The following is a 16791-nucleotide window of genomic DNA, read 5'->3' on the forward strand; positions in this document are numbered from 1 at the left end:
ACATGCCTCTCACCCAGCACGACATCTCCGCAGAGATCGACCAACGGGCCAGGGCCCACGCCGACGACGGCCGGACCGCCCACCATCCGGCCCGCGGCTACGCCCCCTACCGCAGCAGCCTGCTGCGCCACCCCCACCAGCCGCTCGTCACCGTCCCCGATCCGGAAGCGGCAGAGCTCTGCGGTCCCGCCTTCGGCGTCACCGATGTCACCGAGCTGGACGCGGATCTGACCCGTCAGCACACCGGCGAGCCGCTCGGCGAGCGGATCACCGTCACCGGCCGGATCCTCGACAGAGGCGGACGTCCCGTACGCGGACAGCTGGTCGAGATCTGGCAGGCCAACGCCTCCGGCCGATACGCGCACCAGCGCGATGCCCATCCCGCCCCGCTCGACCCCCACTTCACCGGCGTGGGCCGCTGCCTCACCGGCGACCAGGGCGGTTACGCCTTCACCACCGTCAAGCCGGGCGCCTACCCCTGGCGCAACCACCACAACGCCTGGCGGCCCGCCCACATCCACTTCTCACTCTTCGGCACCGCCTTCACCCAGCGGCTGATCACCCAGATGTACTTCCCGGGCGATCCGCTCTTCCCCTACGACCCCATCCTGCAGTCCGTCACCGACCCCGCCGCACGTGCCCGCCTGGTCGCCGCCTACGACCACGACCTCTCCGTCCCGGAGTGGTCGCTCGGCTACCACTGGGACATCGTCCTCGACGGTCCCACCGCCACCTGGACGGAGGAGGGACGCTGATGCACCCGACACCTTCACAGACCATAGGGCCGTTCTACGGCTACGCTCTTCCCTTCCCCGGCGGCGGCGAGATCGCCCCGGCCAACGGTCCCGGGGCGATCACCGTTCACGGATATGTGTACGACGGCGCGGGTGCGCCGGTCCCCGATGCCCTGCTCGAGTTCTGGCAGCCAGGACAGGCACGGACCGGCAGGGCCGGCTCGATGCGCCGTGATCCGGTCACCGGCGGGTTCGCCGGCCGTGACGGGGTCACGTTCACCGGCTTCGGCCGCGTCCCCACCGATGCCGACGGGCACTGGGTGATCCGTACGCTCAGGCCCGACGGCGTGCCCTACCTGTCCGTCTGCGTGTTCGCCCGCGGGCTGCTGCACCACCTCTACACCCGCGCCTACCTCGACGCTGCCGGCAGCGACCCGATGCTCGCCGGCCTCGCCCCCGACCGGCGTGCGACGCTCCTCGCGGCCCAGGAGGCCCCGGCCACCTACCGCTTCGACATCCGGCTGCAGGGCCCGAAGGAGACGGTCTTCCTTGATTTCCCCTGACACTCCCGCGACGTCCCCTGACGCTCCCGCCCGTACGGCTCACACGTACCCCGACCATGCCGTCGCCGACGTCGGCCTGCTCGCACCGGTCCGGGTCGCATCCGAGGCCGAAGCAGCCACCGGCGACCGCGCCTTCCTGCAGGCCATGCTGGACGCGGAGGCCGCCCTGACCCGGGCCCACGCCAGGCTCGGCGACACACCCGCATGGGCGGCCACGGCCGTGACGGCCGCAGCGGACGCCCGCCACTTCGACGTGCGGGACATCGCCGTCCGCGCCCGCTCCGGCGGCAACCCGGTCATTCCCCTCATCGCCGACCTGAGAGCCGCTGTGCCCGCCGACGCGGCGCCGTACGTGCACCGCGGTGCGACCAGCCAGGACATCATGGACACCGCCACCATGCTGGTGGTGGCCCGTACCCTGCCGCTGCTGACCACCGACCTGCGGCGCACGGCCGACACACTCGGGCACCTCGCCGACCGCCACCGGACCACCCCCATGCCGGGGCGCACCCTCACCCAGCACGCCGTGCCGACCACCTTCGGGCTCAAAGCGGCCGGCTGGCGCCATCTGGTCCTGGACGCCGTCGATCGGCTCTGCAGTCTGCGGCCGCCCGCCCAGCTCGGCGGAGCAGCCGGCACCCTGGCGGCCTTCGAGGCACCGGCCGGGATGCGCGGGATCGGGCCCGAACTGATGGTTTCCTACGCCTGGGAACTCGGCCTGGCCGAGCCCGCACTGCCCTGGCACACCCTGCGCACCCCGGTCGCCGACCTGGCGAGTGCGCTCGCCTTCACCACCGGCGCCGTGGGAAAGCTGGCGGCGGACGTCCTGGTGCTTGCCCGTACGGAGATCGGCGAACTGGCCGAGGGCAGCACAGGAGAGTCCTCGGCCATGCCGCACAAGAGCAACCCCGTGCGGGCCGCGCTGATCGCCGCCGCCGCGCGGCAGGCGCCTGCTCTCGCTTCCGTGCTCCAGGCATCGCTGACCGCCGAGGACGAGCGGCCGGCCGGTGCCTGGCACGCCGAATGGCAGATCCTTCGCGACCTGCTGCGCATCGCCGGAGGGGCGGCCCGCGAGACATTCGAACTCGTCGACGGCCTCACGGTCTTCGCCGACCGGATGCTCGCCAATCTGCACCTCACGAAGGGCCTGGTCGTCAGCGAACGCCTCGCCGCCGAACTCGGCACACTGCTCGGTCGCGGACCTGCCTCTCAACTCCTCACCCGTGCCTCCCACCGGGCCGCCGACGAGGGACGGAGCCTTCAGGCCGTGCTGGAGGAGGAACCCGCTCTGGCCGGCCACCTCGACCGGATACGCCAACTCACCGACCCCACCACCTACCTGGGCGCGGCAGCCGCTCTGGTCGACCGCGCCCTGGAACGCACACCCGGGTCAACACACTAGGAACCGCCCATGAACGACCACCTGCTGCAGCACCGCATCGACGGCAGCCCCGACAGCCCGGTGCTGATCCTCGGGCCGTCCCTCGGCACCTCGCTCGCCATCTGGGACGCTCAACTTCCCGCTCTCGCACGGGACTTCCGCGTGATCCGCTGGGACCTGCCCGGGCACGGGGGCTCAACCGCCGAGCTCGTACGGCCGGGCGCAACCGTCGGCGATCTGGCAGACCTGGTGTGTGCCCTGGCCGATCACCTCGGCGCGGAGCGGTTCGCCTACGCAGGCGTGTCGCTCGGCGGGGCGGTCGGCACCCATCTCGCCGTCCACCGCCCCGAACGGGTCACCACCCTGGCACTGGTCTGCTCCTCGGCCCACTTCGGCGAGCCCGCCACCTGGAGGGAGCGCGCCGCAGTCGTGCGTGACAGGGGCACCGAAGCCCTCGCCCGAACGGCGCCCGGTCGCTGGTTCACCCCCTCGTTCACCGGTACGGCCATCGCTGCCGCTCTGGTCGCCGATCTCCGCACCACCGACCCCGCCGGCTACGCGGCGTGCTGCGACGCACTCGCGGGATACGACCTGCGTGCCGCGCTGCCCCGGATCACCACCCCGACACTGGTGATCGCGGGGCGCGACGACCCGGCCACCCCGCCCGCCCACGCACGCGCGCTGACCGACGGCATCCCCGGCTCCACCCTGCTGGAACTGGCCGCCGCCTCCCACCTCGCTCTCGTCGAGCAGGCGCAAGCCGTCCTCACCGCCCTGCAAGAGCACTTCGCCGCTCCCACACCATGTGACGGCGACCGCCGCGCAGCGGGTACGAGCGTGCGACGCGCGGTCTTCGGCGACGACCATGTCGACCGCGCCCTCGCGCGCACCAACCGCTTCACTGCCGTCTTCCAGGACTTCATCACGCGCTACGCCTGGGGCGAGATCTGGACCCGACCAGGACTGGACCGCCGCACCCGCAGCTGCATCACCCTCACCGCCCTGGTCGCAGGCGGCCACCACGAGAAACTCGCCCTGCACATACGGGCGGCACTACGCAACGGCCTCACACCCGAGGAGATTCAGGAGGTGCTCCTGCAGAGCGCGGTCTACTGCGGAGTCCCCGCCGCCAATGCCGCGTTCGCCATCGCGGACCCTCTCATCGACAAGGGCCCGTGATACTCAGCGCCGCAGCGAGCTCGTCGCTGCCGACGACAGGAATGGCCGCCCCGCCGAGTACGGCGCGCTTCCCTGTCACCACCGCGGTTGAGGACGTGGTCGCCGAAACAAGGGGAGCGGCACGAAGAGTCCGAGGATGATGCGGCCACAAGCGTGTCTTTCGCGCGTCGATATTGCTCGGCAATCAAGGCTGCCTAAACGAGGCCGATAAGGAATCACGGAATCACCGTGATATTTTCCCTTCTGCCATCCGGCACGCAGCCGGACGCATCCGCTCGCATACCGCGCCCATCCTTCCCAAAATGATTGAAAAACCAGGGTGGTGACAGTAATTCAGCTGAGCTTGGGGTGCGCGGTAGTCATTTCGTGCTGCTACGGTTGCAGCGTCGGCAAACCCGCCCGGTCCCTGGCGTACACGTGCTGCGCCAAGGACTGTCCCGTGGCTATTTGACGTCACGCCGGCCGCCGTTGCTCTCCCAATTCGAGGACGCTGAATGGCATCACGGAAGCATCGTTCACGTCGGCGCAGATCTCTGTTGACCTCGCTGCTCACACTGGCCCTGGTTCCCAGCACGGCATTGATTCTGCTGTGGGCCGCCAATGCGTACCGATCACTCACCGAGGGTTTGGATCTGCGTAGCCAAGCAGAGTTGGGGCGTTCGCTGGACCCCAAGTTGGACACTCTGCGGTGGAATCTTGAGAGGGAGTTGCGTATGAGCGTTGCCTGGGTGGCCGATCCGGCTGCCTCGGACGGTGCTCTCAAGAATCAGCGGAGCATGACCGACGGATCCCTCACGGCAGTCGGTGATCTGGAGCAGCAACTCGCCGAAGCTCCGGAGAACGTACGAGCCGCGAAAATGCCGCTGGCTGCCGTGCTCAGGGAGTTCCCGCTGCAGCAGCTTCGTACGCAGATCGATCAGCGGTCCGTCGACGCGTCCCAGGTCGTGGCTGGTTTCACCACGGTCACCAACACACAGGTCACTGCCGCGTTCAAGGCCCGTCAGGTGCCTCAGGGGTCACTGGTCTCCAAGGCTCAGCCGCTGTCGATGCTCACCGTCGCCTCGCAGGCACTGCATCTCGAGGACACCGTGATGTCCCAGGCCCTGCCGACCGGCACCATGACCGAGCAGCAGCGAGTGGCGTTCATGACGCCGTTGGGCCTGCAGCGGTCCATGCTCGCCGATCTTGCCCGTATCCAGTCGCCCGCGGAACAGTCCACGCTGGCACGGATCACCGGCGGTGCCGCGTGGAACAGGCTGGCGGCTCTGGAGAACGCCGTCATCACCGCTCCCTCGGATACGCGAGACGGCATGAGGCTGCCCCGGTCCGCGGCCGACCAGTGGCGACGGGACCTTGATCAGCTGGAGGGGGACCTGGAGGACCTCATCCGTGTCAGGACCCAGACGCTCCTCGCGGCGCAGGAAGACACCGCTGCCTCCATGCTGTACCGCGACGGACTGCTGACCCTCGCCGGGCTGGTCGCTGTGATCACCTCGGTAACGCTCTCCTGGCGTGTGGCGCAATCCCTGTTGCGCCGTATGGCAGGGCTTCACGCTGCAACCCTGGAGCTGGCACACACGCGGCTGCCGGCCATCGTCGAGCGGCTCAACCGCGGTGAGACCGTCGACGTCGAGGCGGAAGCACTCGATCTGGACTACGGCACCGATCAGGTCGGCGAAGTCGCCAAGGCGTTCAATGCCGTTCAGCGCAGCGGAATCCGCACCGCGGTGGCACTCGCCGACACCCGCCGCGGCCTGCAGCAAGCGATTCTGGTCAGCGCCCGCCGCAGTCAGAACCTGGTCAACAGCCAGCTCGCTCTCCTGGACGAGCTCGAGCGCAAGTACTCCGATCCGGAGATCCTCACCGACCTGTACCAGGTTGATTCCCAGACCAGTCAGCTCCGCCGGTACGAGACGAACCTGCTGATCATCGGCGGTGGCTGGCCGGGGCGCCGGGAGAATGAGCCCGTATCCCTCGTCGACGTGCTGCGCAGTGCCGCGGGTGACGTGCCCCAATACCAGCGGATCACCATCAGCGCCGACGACAGCGTCAGCCTGATCGGCCCGGCCGTCGGCGGCGTCGTGCATCTGCTGACCGAGCTGATGGCGAATGCCACGACCTTCTCGCCACTCGACTGCCCGGTGCACGTCAGAGTCGGCACGGTGGTCAAGGGCGTGGCCGTCGAAGTGGAGGACCGCGGGCTCGGCATGACCGAGACGGAATGCGCGGTCGCCAACCTCACACTGACCCAGCCGCCGCTGTTCGATGTCCTTGCCCTCGGGGACGACGCCCGGCTGGGTCTGCTCGTCGTCGCCCGCCTCGCAGGACGTCTGGGCATCACGGTCACCCTGCGGCCGTCCGCCTTCGGCGGGGTCTCCGCCGTGGTCCTGATTCCCGAGGCGTTGCTGATGCGTGACACGCCGGTCCACGGCTCGGGGCAGGGTGAGCAGCCCAGGGACCCTGCTGCCGCAGACCCTCCCGGGATCCCGTCAGAGCAGGCCGCCGCTGTGGGTGGGCGGCACACCACCGCTCCTGCCGCGGCCTTCTCGCCGCCGCCGGCCGGGCATATGAGCGGCAGGGACGGTGGGGGCGGAGGACTGCCGCCTCTGCCGGAACGCACTCCCCAGGCCAGCTTGGCCCAGGAGCTACGTCACGAGTCGAAGGTCCCGCCGAGGCCGGCCCCCGGCCCCACCGCGGCGAAGCACGCCGCGCACACCCTGTCCGCGTTCCAGCGCGGCACCGCACGTGCCCGTTCGGCACACAACCGACGTGACCACCGCTGATCCAGCCCGTCCCCTCACACCGCACGCCCGGAGAACCCTCTGCCATGGCCAAGCACTCCCCCGCCCCTTCCCGCGCCTCCCTGGATCTGCTGCTGGCCGGACTGGTCGATCAGATCTCCGATGCCCGCCATGCCCTCGTCGTTTCCCAGGACGGGCTGGTGGTCAGTAAGTCCACCTCGCTCACCGGTCCGGATGCGGAACGGCTGGCAGCCACTGCATCAGGCCTGATGAGCCTGGCCCGCGGGGTGAGCGCCCATTTCGACGGCGGCGCAGTGGTCCAGACACTGATCGAGATGCAGCAGGGCTACCTTCTGCTCACCTCAGCAGGTCTCGGCGCCTGTCTGGCCGTCCTGTGCACGTCCACAGCGGATGTCGGTGTGGTCGCGTTCGAGATGAATCTGCTCGTCACCAGGATCGGCAAGCACCTCGGCGCGCCACCCCGCCACCCCGTGGCCTCCACGGATCCGTCCGGCGGTGCACACACCGCATGAGGCGTCACCCCACCACGCCGGACCACCATCCGCCCCGGGCAGGCACAGCGCGATCCTCCTCCAGGCCAGCCAGGTCAGCCTGGTGAGCCGGCACGGCCGCCTGGTGCGGCTCTTCGCCCTCACCGGAGGCCGTACCCAGCCCAGCCATGACGCCTTCACGCTGATCGCCCAAGTGACGGCAGTGGAAACACCACCGCCCGCTCCGCATTTCCCACTGCAGCCCGAGCACCTGCGCATCCTTCGTGTGTGCTCCCGGCCCACCCCCGTCGTGGAGATCGCAGCCCGTGTCGATCTTCCCGTCTCCGTCATCTCGGTCATGCTCGGCGACCTGCTGGAGGCCGGAAGGATCACCACACAGCCGCCCGTCCAAGCGGGCCAACAGCAGGACACCAGCCCGGACATCGCACTGCTGAAGAGAGTGAGGGAAGGCCTTGCCAGGCTCTGACGCCGCCCCGGACGTTGTCAAAATCCTCATCTCCGGAGGCCTCGGCACCGGCAAAACCACCACCGTCACCTCGGTCAGCGAGATCGAACCGCTGCGCACCGAGGAAGCGCTCACCTCACCGAGTTCGGATGTGGATGATCTCGCTGGTCTGGACGCCAAGACGACCACCACGGTGGCCCTCGACTTCGGGCGCATCACCCTCACGCCGGACCTGGTCCTGTACCTCTTCGGCACTCCGGGCCAGCAGCGCTTCTGGTTCATGTGGAACGACCTGGCGATCGGAGCCCTCGGTGGCGTTGTCCTCGTCGACACCCGACGGCTGGAAACCAGCTTCGCCGCGATCGACTTCTTCGAGAACCGCGGCATCCCCTTCATCGTCGCCGTCAACTGCTTCCACGGCCACCAGCCCTACCGTGCCGACCAGATCCGCGCCGCTCTGCGCCTGCAGCCCACCACCCACCTGCGCCTGTTCGACGCTCGCGACCCGGCCTCGTGCCGCGACGTCCTCATAGCCCTGGTGGACCAGGCCATCACTTCCGCCGGCGCCACCACCGCGGCGGGCCGGCCCGGGTACACCGCCGGCCATGACTTCTGACCTGCTGCGCCTGCCGGATCACTGCCGAATGTCGGGGAGCTGGACCGCCTTGGGGAATTGACGGCGTCCGGTGATGCCCAGTTTGCGGTACGAGCTGGTGAGATGGTTCTCCACGGTGCGCTGGGTGATGAACAGCGTCTGCGCGATCTCACGGTTGGTCAGGCCCTGTACGGCCAGGGCCGCGACGCGGCGTTCGCTTTCCGTCAGCGCCTGGATGCCGACCGCGTCCCGGGCACGAGGCCGGCCCCCGAACGCGCGCAGCCTGTCCATGATCCGGTTGCTCAGTGCCCTCGCACCGCAGTGCTCGGCGATTTGCAGTGCGCGGCGCGCCAGCTCGCGTGCGAGGCGGGTATGCCCTGTCTCGAACCGCAGGGTGGCCAGATCGACGAGCGATCGCGCCTGCTCCAGGGAGGCACCGGCCTCTTCCAGCAGCCCGACCGACTCTTCCAGCAGATGCTGACCCCGTCCTCCACGCACCGTGAGGCCGACGGCTCGCAGAGCAATGCCCACGACTCCCGGTGCGCCGAAGCCACGAGCCTGGTCGAGCTCTTCCTCGGCGAGGCGTTGCGCGGGGGCGTGGTCGCCCATGGCCAGGTGGACGAGGGCGGCTTGAGAGCGCCAGGCCAGCACCGCGGGATTGTCCAGTCGCCAGGCGATCTGGCGGCGTCCGCACTCGAGGAGATCCGCCAGGGCGTCGTCGAGGTGGCCGTGTACGAGGAAGAGCCTTGCGCGTGCTTCGAGGAGGTGGGTGCCCTGCCAGATTCTGTCCAGGCGGGATTCGTCCGGCAGGGCCAGCAGTGGTGCGGCCTCGTCGGCCTTGCCGCACTCGACCAGGGCTTTGACCAGGGGGGCCGTGACGAGGGCCAGCCGGTTGTCGCCACGCCAGGAGGCCAGAAGATCCAGGCCGGCGCGGCCGGTGTCGACCGCCGTGTGCAGGTCACCGGTGCGCCAGGCGTTCTCGGTGCTGTTCACCGCCGCCCAGATCCGGGCCGACGATTCGCCTTCCTGCCAGGCATGACCGGCCAGGCGCTCGAGGTACGCGTCTGCTTCCTTGGTCTGGCCGCACCAGACCAGCATCTGCACGGCCAGCCCGGCAACCTCGGTCATCACCGGAGGAAGGTCCCCCTCCAGCGCCTGACGGGCCTCGGCCGTGACGTCGGCAGCATCCGCTTCCTGCCCGAATCCGAGGCTCGCGCGAAGAGCAGCTGCCCCACGCCGGACCACGTCGTCATCCCGGTACTGTCCCTCGAACTCGGCGACAGCCCGCGACAGATGAGGCCGCTTCACCCGGTCGTCCGCATCGATCAGCAGTCGCTGCAGATGCAGATACCCAGCCTGACGAGTCGCCCCGGCCGCGACCAGGGCATGCGCTTCCCGCTCCAGGACTTCCACGGCCTGGCATCCGCGGCGACAACGGTTCAGAGCATCGGCAAGAGCAGTCACCATCCGAAACCGCTGCGGGAGGTTCTGCTGGTCGAGGAGGCTGAGGGACTCGATGAGGTGGCGCACCGCGACCGCCGGGTGGGAACCGGTCTCGATCTCGCCCAGTTCCGCCAGAACCGCGGCCCGGTCGTCCCCGGACAGCGGCTCTTGCAAAGCCCGCCGGAGATAGTCGGCCGCCACACCCGACTCCGACCGCCCGGTGGCCGCACGAGCAGCGGCCCGCAGCACACTCACCACCCACGGCTCCCCCGTCGGCTCAGCAGCCAGCAGATGCCGTGACGTCTCCTCCGGTGGAGCATCCGCGTCGTGCAATCCACGCGCGACCCTGTAGTGCGGGCACGAACGCTCACACGGCTCAAGCATGATAAGGACAGGCCCCCGCAATCCGACGGTCATCGTGTCTGTTCCGCGCGTCCCATGCCGGCACTGCACGACACGCACGCTTTCCTGACCGCCCCGTGAACGAACCATTCCTTCGAGAGGCGGACCAGCCAGCCCATCCACCATCACTCCCCGTCCCCGCAACCGAACAGGGGAGAAGTACGTGTGTCACTACCCGAGCCGGACACGAGACGCGACCAGGCACCAACAAGCAGTGACCGCAACACGAACGCGACGCTTCGCGAACAGGGCCATGCGGTTCCCCGAGCAGCGAACGCGGGGTGGCACCGGATCCGCAGCGCTGCCCTGACCGATCGCGCGCAGCGAGATCAGGGCAGCGAGCGAGGCACCTGCCGGTGCGCCCGACTTCACGGCGGTCGGTGCCGTGAGCCGAGCGCACCGGCAGAGCGACGTCAGTCTGCGGCCCTGCGCAGGCCGACTACCTGCAGTGCGGCGAAGACCGCGACGGCGATGCCGATGAAGCCGACATACAAGGCTCCCAAGTCGGTGATGGGAAACCATCCGGCCGTCGCGATCGCCAGGCAGCCCACCGCCCAGATGACGTTGAGCACCACCGCGCTCACGGCGATCCAACGGATCGTCTGAGGCTGGGTGCCGGCATACCACAGGGCGGCAGCGTAGACCGCCAGGAATCCGCCCTGGGCCCAGTGCAGCCACGCCGGCAGGCCCAGCAACTCGTCCATCGGCCGAGCGCCCAGGAGACTGAGCAGCGCGACGGCACCGGACACCGACCCGTCCAGCTTGAGAGCAAACCGCAGCAAGGACTCGTCGGTTTCGTGTGCGGTGCCGGCCGTACCTGTCCGCGTTACATGCATGGGATCGCCTCTCCTGTCGTGTGGGTGTCGTTGCGGCGTGCAGGACGAAGGGCGTATGAGCCCATCCGCATCTGCGCCCCCGTGCCCGTCACGCCGTGCGTGAGGGGGACTGGGCTGCGGAAACGAGCGCCTCGGCAACCCGTTCCGGATGGGACACCAGCACCGCATGGCTCGCCGGGACGCCCGTGGTGGTCGCCTTGATGCGCTCGGCCATCCACCGTTGCGCCGCAGGCAGCAGCGCCCGGTCGTCCTCGGCGATCACGTACCACGAGGGAATACTCGCCCAGGCCGGCTCGCCCGAGCGCGCCTCGAAGCAGGCCGGAGCAGCCGGCTTCTGAACACTGGCCAGCACCGCGGCCCGGGACGGGTCAAGGTCCCCGGCGAACACCGGCCCGTACTGCTCGGCGTCAACCCACAACCGGCCCTGGGCGTCCTCGCGCAGCGCCTCGCCGACGGCGGACGGGAAGCGCGAGAGGATGTCGTTGCCGTTCTCACCCTTGTCCGGGGCGAACGCCGCCACATAAACGAGAGCGGACACATTCGCCGCCCCCTGAGCCGCGTTGGTGATGACCGCGCCACCGTAGGACCACCCGGCCAGAACCACCGGCCCCGGCAAGCGGTCGACCAGCTGGCGGGTGCAGGCCACGTCGTCCTCCACCGACGTCAAAGGCAGCTGCACGGCGTGAACCCGGTGCCCCTCGGCGTGCAGCCTCGGGATCACCTCGCTCCAGCTCGAGCCATCAGCCCACAGGCCGTGAACCAGCACAATATCTGCCACTACTCTCAAACCCCTGTACTCGATGCGGGAGTCCAACCGGCTGTCGATCGCCGGCTGGTGTACGTTCCAGAGCCCAAGCCTCGCCCACCAGAAGTCCTTCCGGATCACGGCAAGCCCGTGAAACTACCCGTCCGCGCATCCCAACTTCGGGGAGCACATCCGAGGTCCGCCCGCGCGGTGCGCAGGTTCCCCGTCACTTGAGGAGCACGAAGACGCAGGCAGTCGTCACACCGAGCGCGGTTCCGCACGTGATCTGGGGAAGGGTGTGGGCTTTCAGGGTGAGCCGGGCCCATCCGACGATGAGGACCAGTACGGACACTGCGGGAAGCAGCGTCCAGCCGTGGGACGCCACAAGGATGACGGCCGTGCTGCCGACGACGGCGCAGTGTGCGGAGATCTGCCACCACACGGTGACCGCGAGGGTACTGATCAGGCCCACGAGCACGGTGATGACCAGTGCGGACATCTCGCGAGGCGCATCCAGAGCGTGGAAGAGCGCAACGGCGGCGACGTCCGGGGCCAGGCCGGCCACAAGCAGGGCGATGCGTTGTCTGCGTACACGCACATGCCGGTCGGTGATCCTTCCGTTGCGCATGCCGATCTGAAGGAGCGTGAGGGGGACGATGCAAAGGAACACGGCGAGCAGGCCCCAGCCAAGTCCGGCAGGACTCTGTGTGCTGTGCCATCCGACGAGGAGCAGCAACGCGATACCGACATGGGCCGGGTCCAGAACGTCCGTGATCAGCAGGGCCGCCTTCAGGCGCGGAGTTGCTCGGTCGTAAGAGGGCGGCGCGGGTGGGGTGAAGGCACTCACGCGGGTCTCCGGCTGCCGCGGCGAACGCGGAATCCCCCGCGGATGGATGCGCACGCGCCGGCAAGCTTCACGCAACTGCCCTCTCACTCAGGCAATTCCCCCTTCTTGGACCCGCAGAAGGCCGGACGCGGCAGTGTTCAGCAGGAGCGTCCGGGCCCTTCGGCGTGCAACGGCATGACCAGCACGGCCAGTAGGTGGGATCGGCCGCTCGCCCACCGTGGAGGAAGGTACGGTGGGCGAGCCGAGGGGGACCGTGTCAATCGCCTTCCTGGCGAGCAGCAAGACTGCCGAATCGGACGCTTTGGCGGATCACGGAATCCCCGTGAGGATTGCCCCATGTCGGGTTCGTGCCGCGGCTCTTCGAGGGCGGTACGACACCAGGGCGTTGAGGGCCGCACTCAGAGGCGCCGAACTGGTCTTCTACGCCCTGCCGGTCGTGCGGGTGGAACTACCCGGCGCCGCGGTCGTGCCGCCGGCTTTCGCTGCGAACCATGCTGCGGCGTCCGGGTGGAGGCGGTGGCGGGGGGCGTTTCCTGCCACCGGATCGTGGTAGGCCGCGTACGCCTCGGCGAACCACTCACCCTGGGCCGAGAACTGGTAGGGCGAGACGAGATGCTCACGGGCCGCTGCCAGGTAGCTGCACCAGTCACCGTATTGGTCGACTTGGTAGATGCGTCCGTCACGCGTGAGGCGGGAGGCTCCGCCGTCAGGCAGCATCCAGGGCTGGGCAGTGGCGAACCAAAGGTCCTTGACCAGTTGCCGCAGGCCGTTTCGGCCGATGCTCTGTGCCACCGCGGGCCAGTCCCGGGTGAAGTCACCGGCCAGGTCGTTCAGCGTCACGCGACCGTCGGGGTCAGGCTCGATACGCCTGGCCAGCCAGTCGCAGACGACCTCCTCGGTGATCCCGTGGGGTGCGAGGAAGGCGCGGGCGACCGCAACGCACCCGTATGGGGCCAGGTGAGTGAGCCAGCCCCCGAACTCGGGCTTGCCGGCCTCGAACAGAAACCATCGGTGGCGCTCGTCGACGCTATGGCCGATCTCGTGACGTAGTGTCCAGCCGAGCAGGCTCCCGTGGGCAAGAGCACCGCCCATCACTTGGCGGCGGCTGTGCGAGTGGCCCACGACCGAGCACCGTTGTCCGGCAGTCAGGCCCTGGAGGCCGCTGGCAGCGCCGAGGTCCATGAGGCGGCGTTGCCAGCCGGAGCCCTTCTGGAGCCGGGTGTACAGCCAGGCGGGGATGCCGGCAGGGTGCTGGACGTGGACCTGGCTGGTGTCGGGGTCGTAGAGACTGACCATGCCGCCTTGCCCTCCACCGCGCACGATGCCCCGCAAGGCACCGCTGTCGTTGTCGAGGTCGTTCTCAGGGAGCCCGCTCAGTACCTTGTCCAGCTTGTTGAGTTCGGAGTGGCTGAAGTGCTCGCCACCGTCGTCGCCGGGACCGAGAGTGATGCCGAACCTGGCGCTCAGTTCGCGCTCCCTGCGCTCGACGCCCCTGTTCCACAGCAGTCCGGGGAGCCCCTGGCCACCGGTACCGAAGCGGTCGGTACGAGGGCGCGATGTCGAGTGCTTCACGGTGGTATTCGGAGAGGAACGTTGCAGGTGTTCGTGTTCCAAGTTCAGGCGCCTTGTCTGTGAGGAGCCGTCGAAGTGACGGCCCCGGCGTTTCAGGATGCGTCCGGCGCCTCCGAGCCTTATGGCTGCCACCGCGTGAGACGGTGAGGCACACCGGATGACTCGGGGCCCCGGCGGGGCGGAACAGCTGACGGCTCGCCCCTGAGCGCACTCCTTACGTCCCCTCCGGCGTGCCGACACCCGAGCCAACGTCCGTCGGCTGCTTCACGAGCGCCGCAGGCAGCGCGTATGTGACAGCAACGCGGAAGATCCTTCCGAATTCCGGGATGTTTTCGACCACACCGTCGGAGTTCCAGCCCCGCTGGTCCAGGACGAGCTCCTTGTCCGCTTGACCTCGGGCCCACTTGGACCACGCGCGTGACTTCTTGCTGTACTTGATCGAGATCTGCAGCTCGGCATCCGTGATGTACTCGGCAGTGCCGGCCGGGTACTTGATGTTGTTGCTGCGACCGAACCCCTTGGTGCTGGAGATGTTCTTCGTTGTTTCATTCTTGTACGCGACAGCAAGGTTGGTGGTCGCACCGGGCATATGGCCTCCCACCAGCCCGGCCGTGTACGTGGGTCCGGTCACCTTGGACCGGCTGTCGGCCAGGCTTCCCGTGCCCTCCCAAGTGCGCTCCATCGATGCATCGGTCGTCGTCTTCAGTTGCGCATCACCAATCGGCGTGATGGCGACACCGACATCGCACGAGTACCGCCAGAAGGTACTACTCCCTTCACATCGGGACACGCGATAGGCGCCCATTCCGATGAAGCTCTTACCCTTGTCCTCAAGCATCTCCGGGGAGAGTTCGTACTGCAGGATGCGTCGGGTGGCCGGCTTTTGAAGCCCCTCCGGCAAGGCGCTCAGGACGACGTCGGCAAGGTTGGGCGTCACATCCACATGGAGCACTTGAGCTCCTGCCGGCAAACCGCCCCTCATACCCTCGGCAGTGATCTGCGCTGTCTTCCTGAGTATGGCGAGGCGTTCTCCGTGATGCTTCTTCCGAATATCGGCCTGGATGCCTCCCTGCCTCGTCCACTTGTCCAGGCCCGCCTCCTGCTGCGTACTGAAGGCGGCGGTGGATTGCGGATTCGGATGGTGGGCGACATCCCTCCTCTTCTTCACCGGACTTCTACCCGGAGCGTTTCGGCGCAGGTACTGAGCCTCGGTCATATGTGATCCTCCACCTCTGTCGAGACCTGTCGCCGCCCCTGTGGGCCCACCGCTTTCATGAGGCGGTCGGCAGGCGAGACGCACTCTGCGTGCAGTACAGGACGTGGACAGCCACAGCCACCTGCAACAGGTTCCGCCGGAAGTCACGGAGCGAGCTGCTGCCCAGGATGTCGCGGGTGTACTCAAGCGCGACGGTTGCCTTCTGCTGGTCCGAGCGGCCGGCGAACTCGCTGTCCGCGCCGCCGCGGAGGCGCAGGAGGACTCCGTCCTTGGCGCTCAGTTCCTTGAATCCGCCGAGCAATGCCGACGCCTGCGGATCGAGGGTGCCGCCGCATCGTTGCAGTACCTCGTCCGCGGCAATGGTCATCCGCCGTATGTACTTGGCGCTCTGGTAGAACGCCTTTCCCGGATCGTTCCCGTAGTGCTGGAGGTCTTTCAGCGTGTCGCCGACCTGTTCGTTGAAGGACTGGACGTAGTCGGAGAGCACGAGGTCCGATCGGCCGAGTATCCCGGCCTGCTGGCGGTACACCACGTCGAAGACGGCCCCTGAAGAGTGGTAGGCCTCCATCGCGTAGAGCAGTGCCTGGGAGTTCAGCTCGCCGATGCTTGCCTGGGAGCGCCAGGTGCCCTGGCTTTGGGGTGACGGTCCGTTTTCGAGGAAGGAGCGTTCGGTGTTCTGGGCGCCGCGGGTGTGCATGGCGTACAGGAGGTTGCGGGCCCGCATCACGGCGTTCTCGTCCCGGTGTTCCATCGCATTGACGAAGTCCTCGTCGGTCCGGGTGCCTCTCGGCGCATGCCCTTCGGAAGTGAGGATCCGTGTCACACTGCGGAGGTAGTTGCCGTACAGGGCGTCGGCGGCATTGAGCGTGGCACGTGCCCGCATGGCCTGCGTGAACCGGATCCCCGGCGTGCGTGCTCCCGCAGGTGATGGGGTCATGATGCGTTCGACGATCTGGGTGACGTGGTTCTGCCACTCCCGGGCGTCCATGAACCTGCGGATCTTCGACAACGATGCTGCCTCCTGGGCGTGTTGCCACTGCCGGTCGCCTTCGGTCGGCGAAGCGTCGGGGGTGTGCCGCCCGGCCGCCGGCGGATCGGTCGCCGCGTACACGTTGGTGTCGAAGACGATCCCGGATTCCTTCCCCCAGCTGTGGCGGAATACGGTGTTGAACTCCTTCATGGCCGCCCATGTCCCGCGTCCGCCGGTCAGGCTGACGTCGTAGTCGGAGGTCTCGTTCTGGCTTCCGACCGCATGCTTGGAGGCGCCTGGATACGCGCTGAGGATGGAGTCCAGGAGCGCGTTGACGAAGGCTTCGCGGAACTGGGTCAGTTTCAGCATGGGGCGTCCCGGCCGGCCGGCATAGGCCTTCTTGGCGGCCACCCAGTCGGAGTCCGCGCGTTGCAGCATGTCCACGGCCTCGCGGTGGGCGCCCTGCTGCTTCCAGTACTCCAACTGTGCGATGTCATGGGGCGACGGAGACCGGCCGGGGGAGGCGGAGACGGTCGGGGGCCGCGGGACGGCGGAGGTGGTGTTCTTCGCCTTCTCGGTGGGCTTGGTGTGAGCCGTTGTCAAAGGAATG

Annotated in this window: 15 protein-coding genes; 8 read left to right on the forward strand and 7 right to left on the reverse strand. The window is 68.3% G+C overall.

Going from position 1 to position 16791, the window contains the following annotated elements:
- The first annotated feature begins 2 nt into the window (after window positions 1-2).
- The 8 genes from pcaH to ACTWOL_RS00925 all read left to right on the forward strand — a co-directional run bounded on the left by pcaH (window position 3) and on the right by ACTWOL_RS00925 (window position 8171).
- Window positions 3-755: a protocatechuate 3,4-dioxygenase subunit beta gene (pcaH, locus tag ACTWOL_RS00890; RefSeq protein WP_474293226.1), complete on the forward strand. Its 753-nt coding sequence runs from the start codon at window positions 3-5 to the stop codon at window positions 753-755.
- Complete coding sequence (gene pcaG, locus ACTWOL_RS00895) at window positions 755-1297, forward strand: protocatechuate 3,4-dioxygenase subunit alpha (RefSeq protein WP_474293228.1); 543 nt, start codon at window positions 755-757, stop codon at window positions 1295-1297. Before pcaH ends, pcaG begins: the two co-directional genes overlap by 1 nt.
- Complete coding sequence (gene pcaB / locus ACTWOL_RS00900; RefSeq protein WP_474293230.1) at window positions 1284-2699, forward strand: 3-carboxy-cis,cis-muconate cycloisomerase; 1416 nt, start codon at window positions 1284-1286, stop codon at window positions 2697-2699. The genes pcaG and pcaB overlap by 14 nt, the downstream gene beginning before the upstream one ends.
- A 9-nt stretch (window positions 2700-2708) precedes the next feature.
- The gene (gene pcaDC / locus ACTWOL_RS00905; RefSeq protein WP_474293232.1) at window positions 2709-3857 is read left to right on the forward strand and encodes a bifunctional 3-oxoadipate enol-lactonase/4-carboxymuconolactone decarboxylase PcaDC; all 1149 of its coding nucleotides are present in this window, start codon (window positions 2709-2711) and stop codon (window positions 3855-3857) included.
- Between the two features lie 494 nt (window positions 3858-4351).
- The gene (locus ACTWOL_RS00910; protein WP_474293234.1) at window positions 4352-6640 is read left to right on the forward strand and encodes a sensor histidine kinase; all 2289 of its coding nucleotides are present in this window, start codon (window positions 4352-4354) and stop codon (window positions 6638-6640) included.
- A 44-nt stretch (window positions 6641-6684) separates the two neighbouring features.
- Entirely contained in the window at window positions 6685-7131 is a 447-nt protein-coding gene (locus tag ACTWOL_RS00915; protein WP_474293236.1) for a roadblock/LC7 domain-containing protein, read from the forward strand.
- Window positions 7115-7576, forward strand: coding sequence for a DUF742 domain-containing protein (locus tag ACTWOL_RS00920; protein WP_474293238.1), 462 nt, complete (start codon window positions 7115-7117; stop codon window positions 7574-7576). The genes ACTWOL_RS00915 and ACTWOL_RS00920 overlap by 17 nt, the downstream gene beginning before the upstream one ends.
- A complete protein-coding gene (locus ACTWOL_RS00925) occupies window positions 7563-8171 on the forward strand; it encodes a GTP-binding protein (protein WP_474293240.1) in 609 nt (202 codons plus the stop codon). The genes ACTWOL_RS00920 and ACTWOL_RS00925 overlap by 14 nt, the downstream gene beginning before the upstream one ends.
- A gap of 18 nt (window positions 8172-8189) precedes the next feature.
- Here ACTWOL_RS00925 and ACTWOL_RS00930 read toward each other — a convergent pair whose 3' ends face one another.
- The 7 genes from ACTWOL_RS00930 to ACTWOL_RS00960 form a co-directional block, all read right to left on the reverse strand.
- The gene (locus tag ACTWOL_RS00930) at window positions 8190-9851 is read right to left on the reverse strand and encodes a LuxR C-terminal-related transcriptional regulator (protein WP_474293242.1); all 1662 of its coding nucleotides are present in this window, start codon (window positions 9849-9851) and stop codon (window positions 8190-8192) included.
- A 557-nt stretch (window positions 9852-10408) separates the two neighbouring features.
- Window positions 10409-10831: a hypothetical protein gene (locus ACTWOL_RS00935; protein WP_474293243.1), complete on the reverse strand. Its 423-nt coding sequence runs from the start codon at window positions 10829-10831 to the stop codon at window positions 10409-10411.
- 88 nt (window positions 10832-10919) lie between these two features.
- Window positions 10920-11717, reverse strand: a complete 798-nt coding sequence (locus ACTWOL_RS00940) for an alpha/beta fold hydrolase (RefSeq protein ID WP_474293245.1) — start codon at window positions 11715-11717, stop codon at window positions 10920-10922.
- 85 nt (window positions 11718-11802) lie between these two features.
- Complete coding sequence (locus tag ACTWOL_RS00945) at window positions 11803-12423, reverse strand: phosphoesterase PA-phosphatase (protein ID WP_474293247.1); 621 nt, start codon at window positions 12421-12423, stop codon at window positions 11803-11805.
- Between the two features lie 420 nt (window positions 12424-12843).
- Entirely contained in the window at window positions 12844-13995 is a 1152-nt protein-coding gene (locus ACTWOL_RS00950; RefSeq protein WP_474293249.1) for a hypothetical protein, read from the reverse strand.
- Window positions 13996-14209: 214 nt separating this feature from the next.
- Window positions 14210-15211, reverse strand: a complete 1002-nt coding sequence (locus tag ACTWOL_RS00955; protein ID WP_474293251.1) for a hypothetical protein — start codon at window positions 15209-15211, stop codon at window positions 14210-14212.
- 55 nt (window positions 15212-15266) lie between these two features.
- A complete protein-coding gene (locus tag ACTWOL_RS00960) occupies window positions 15267-16784 on the reverse strand; it encodes a hypothetical protein (protein ID WP_474293253.1) in 1518 nt (505 codons plus the stop codon).
- Between the last annotated feature and the right edge of the window lie 7 nt (window positions 16785-16791).

This window comes from Micromonospora sp. IBHARD003 (assembly GCF_056106285.1).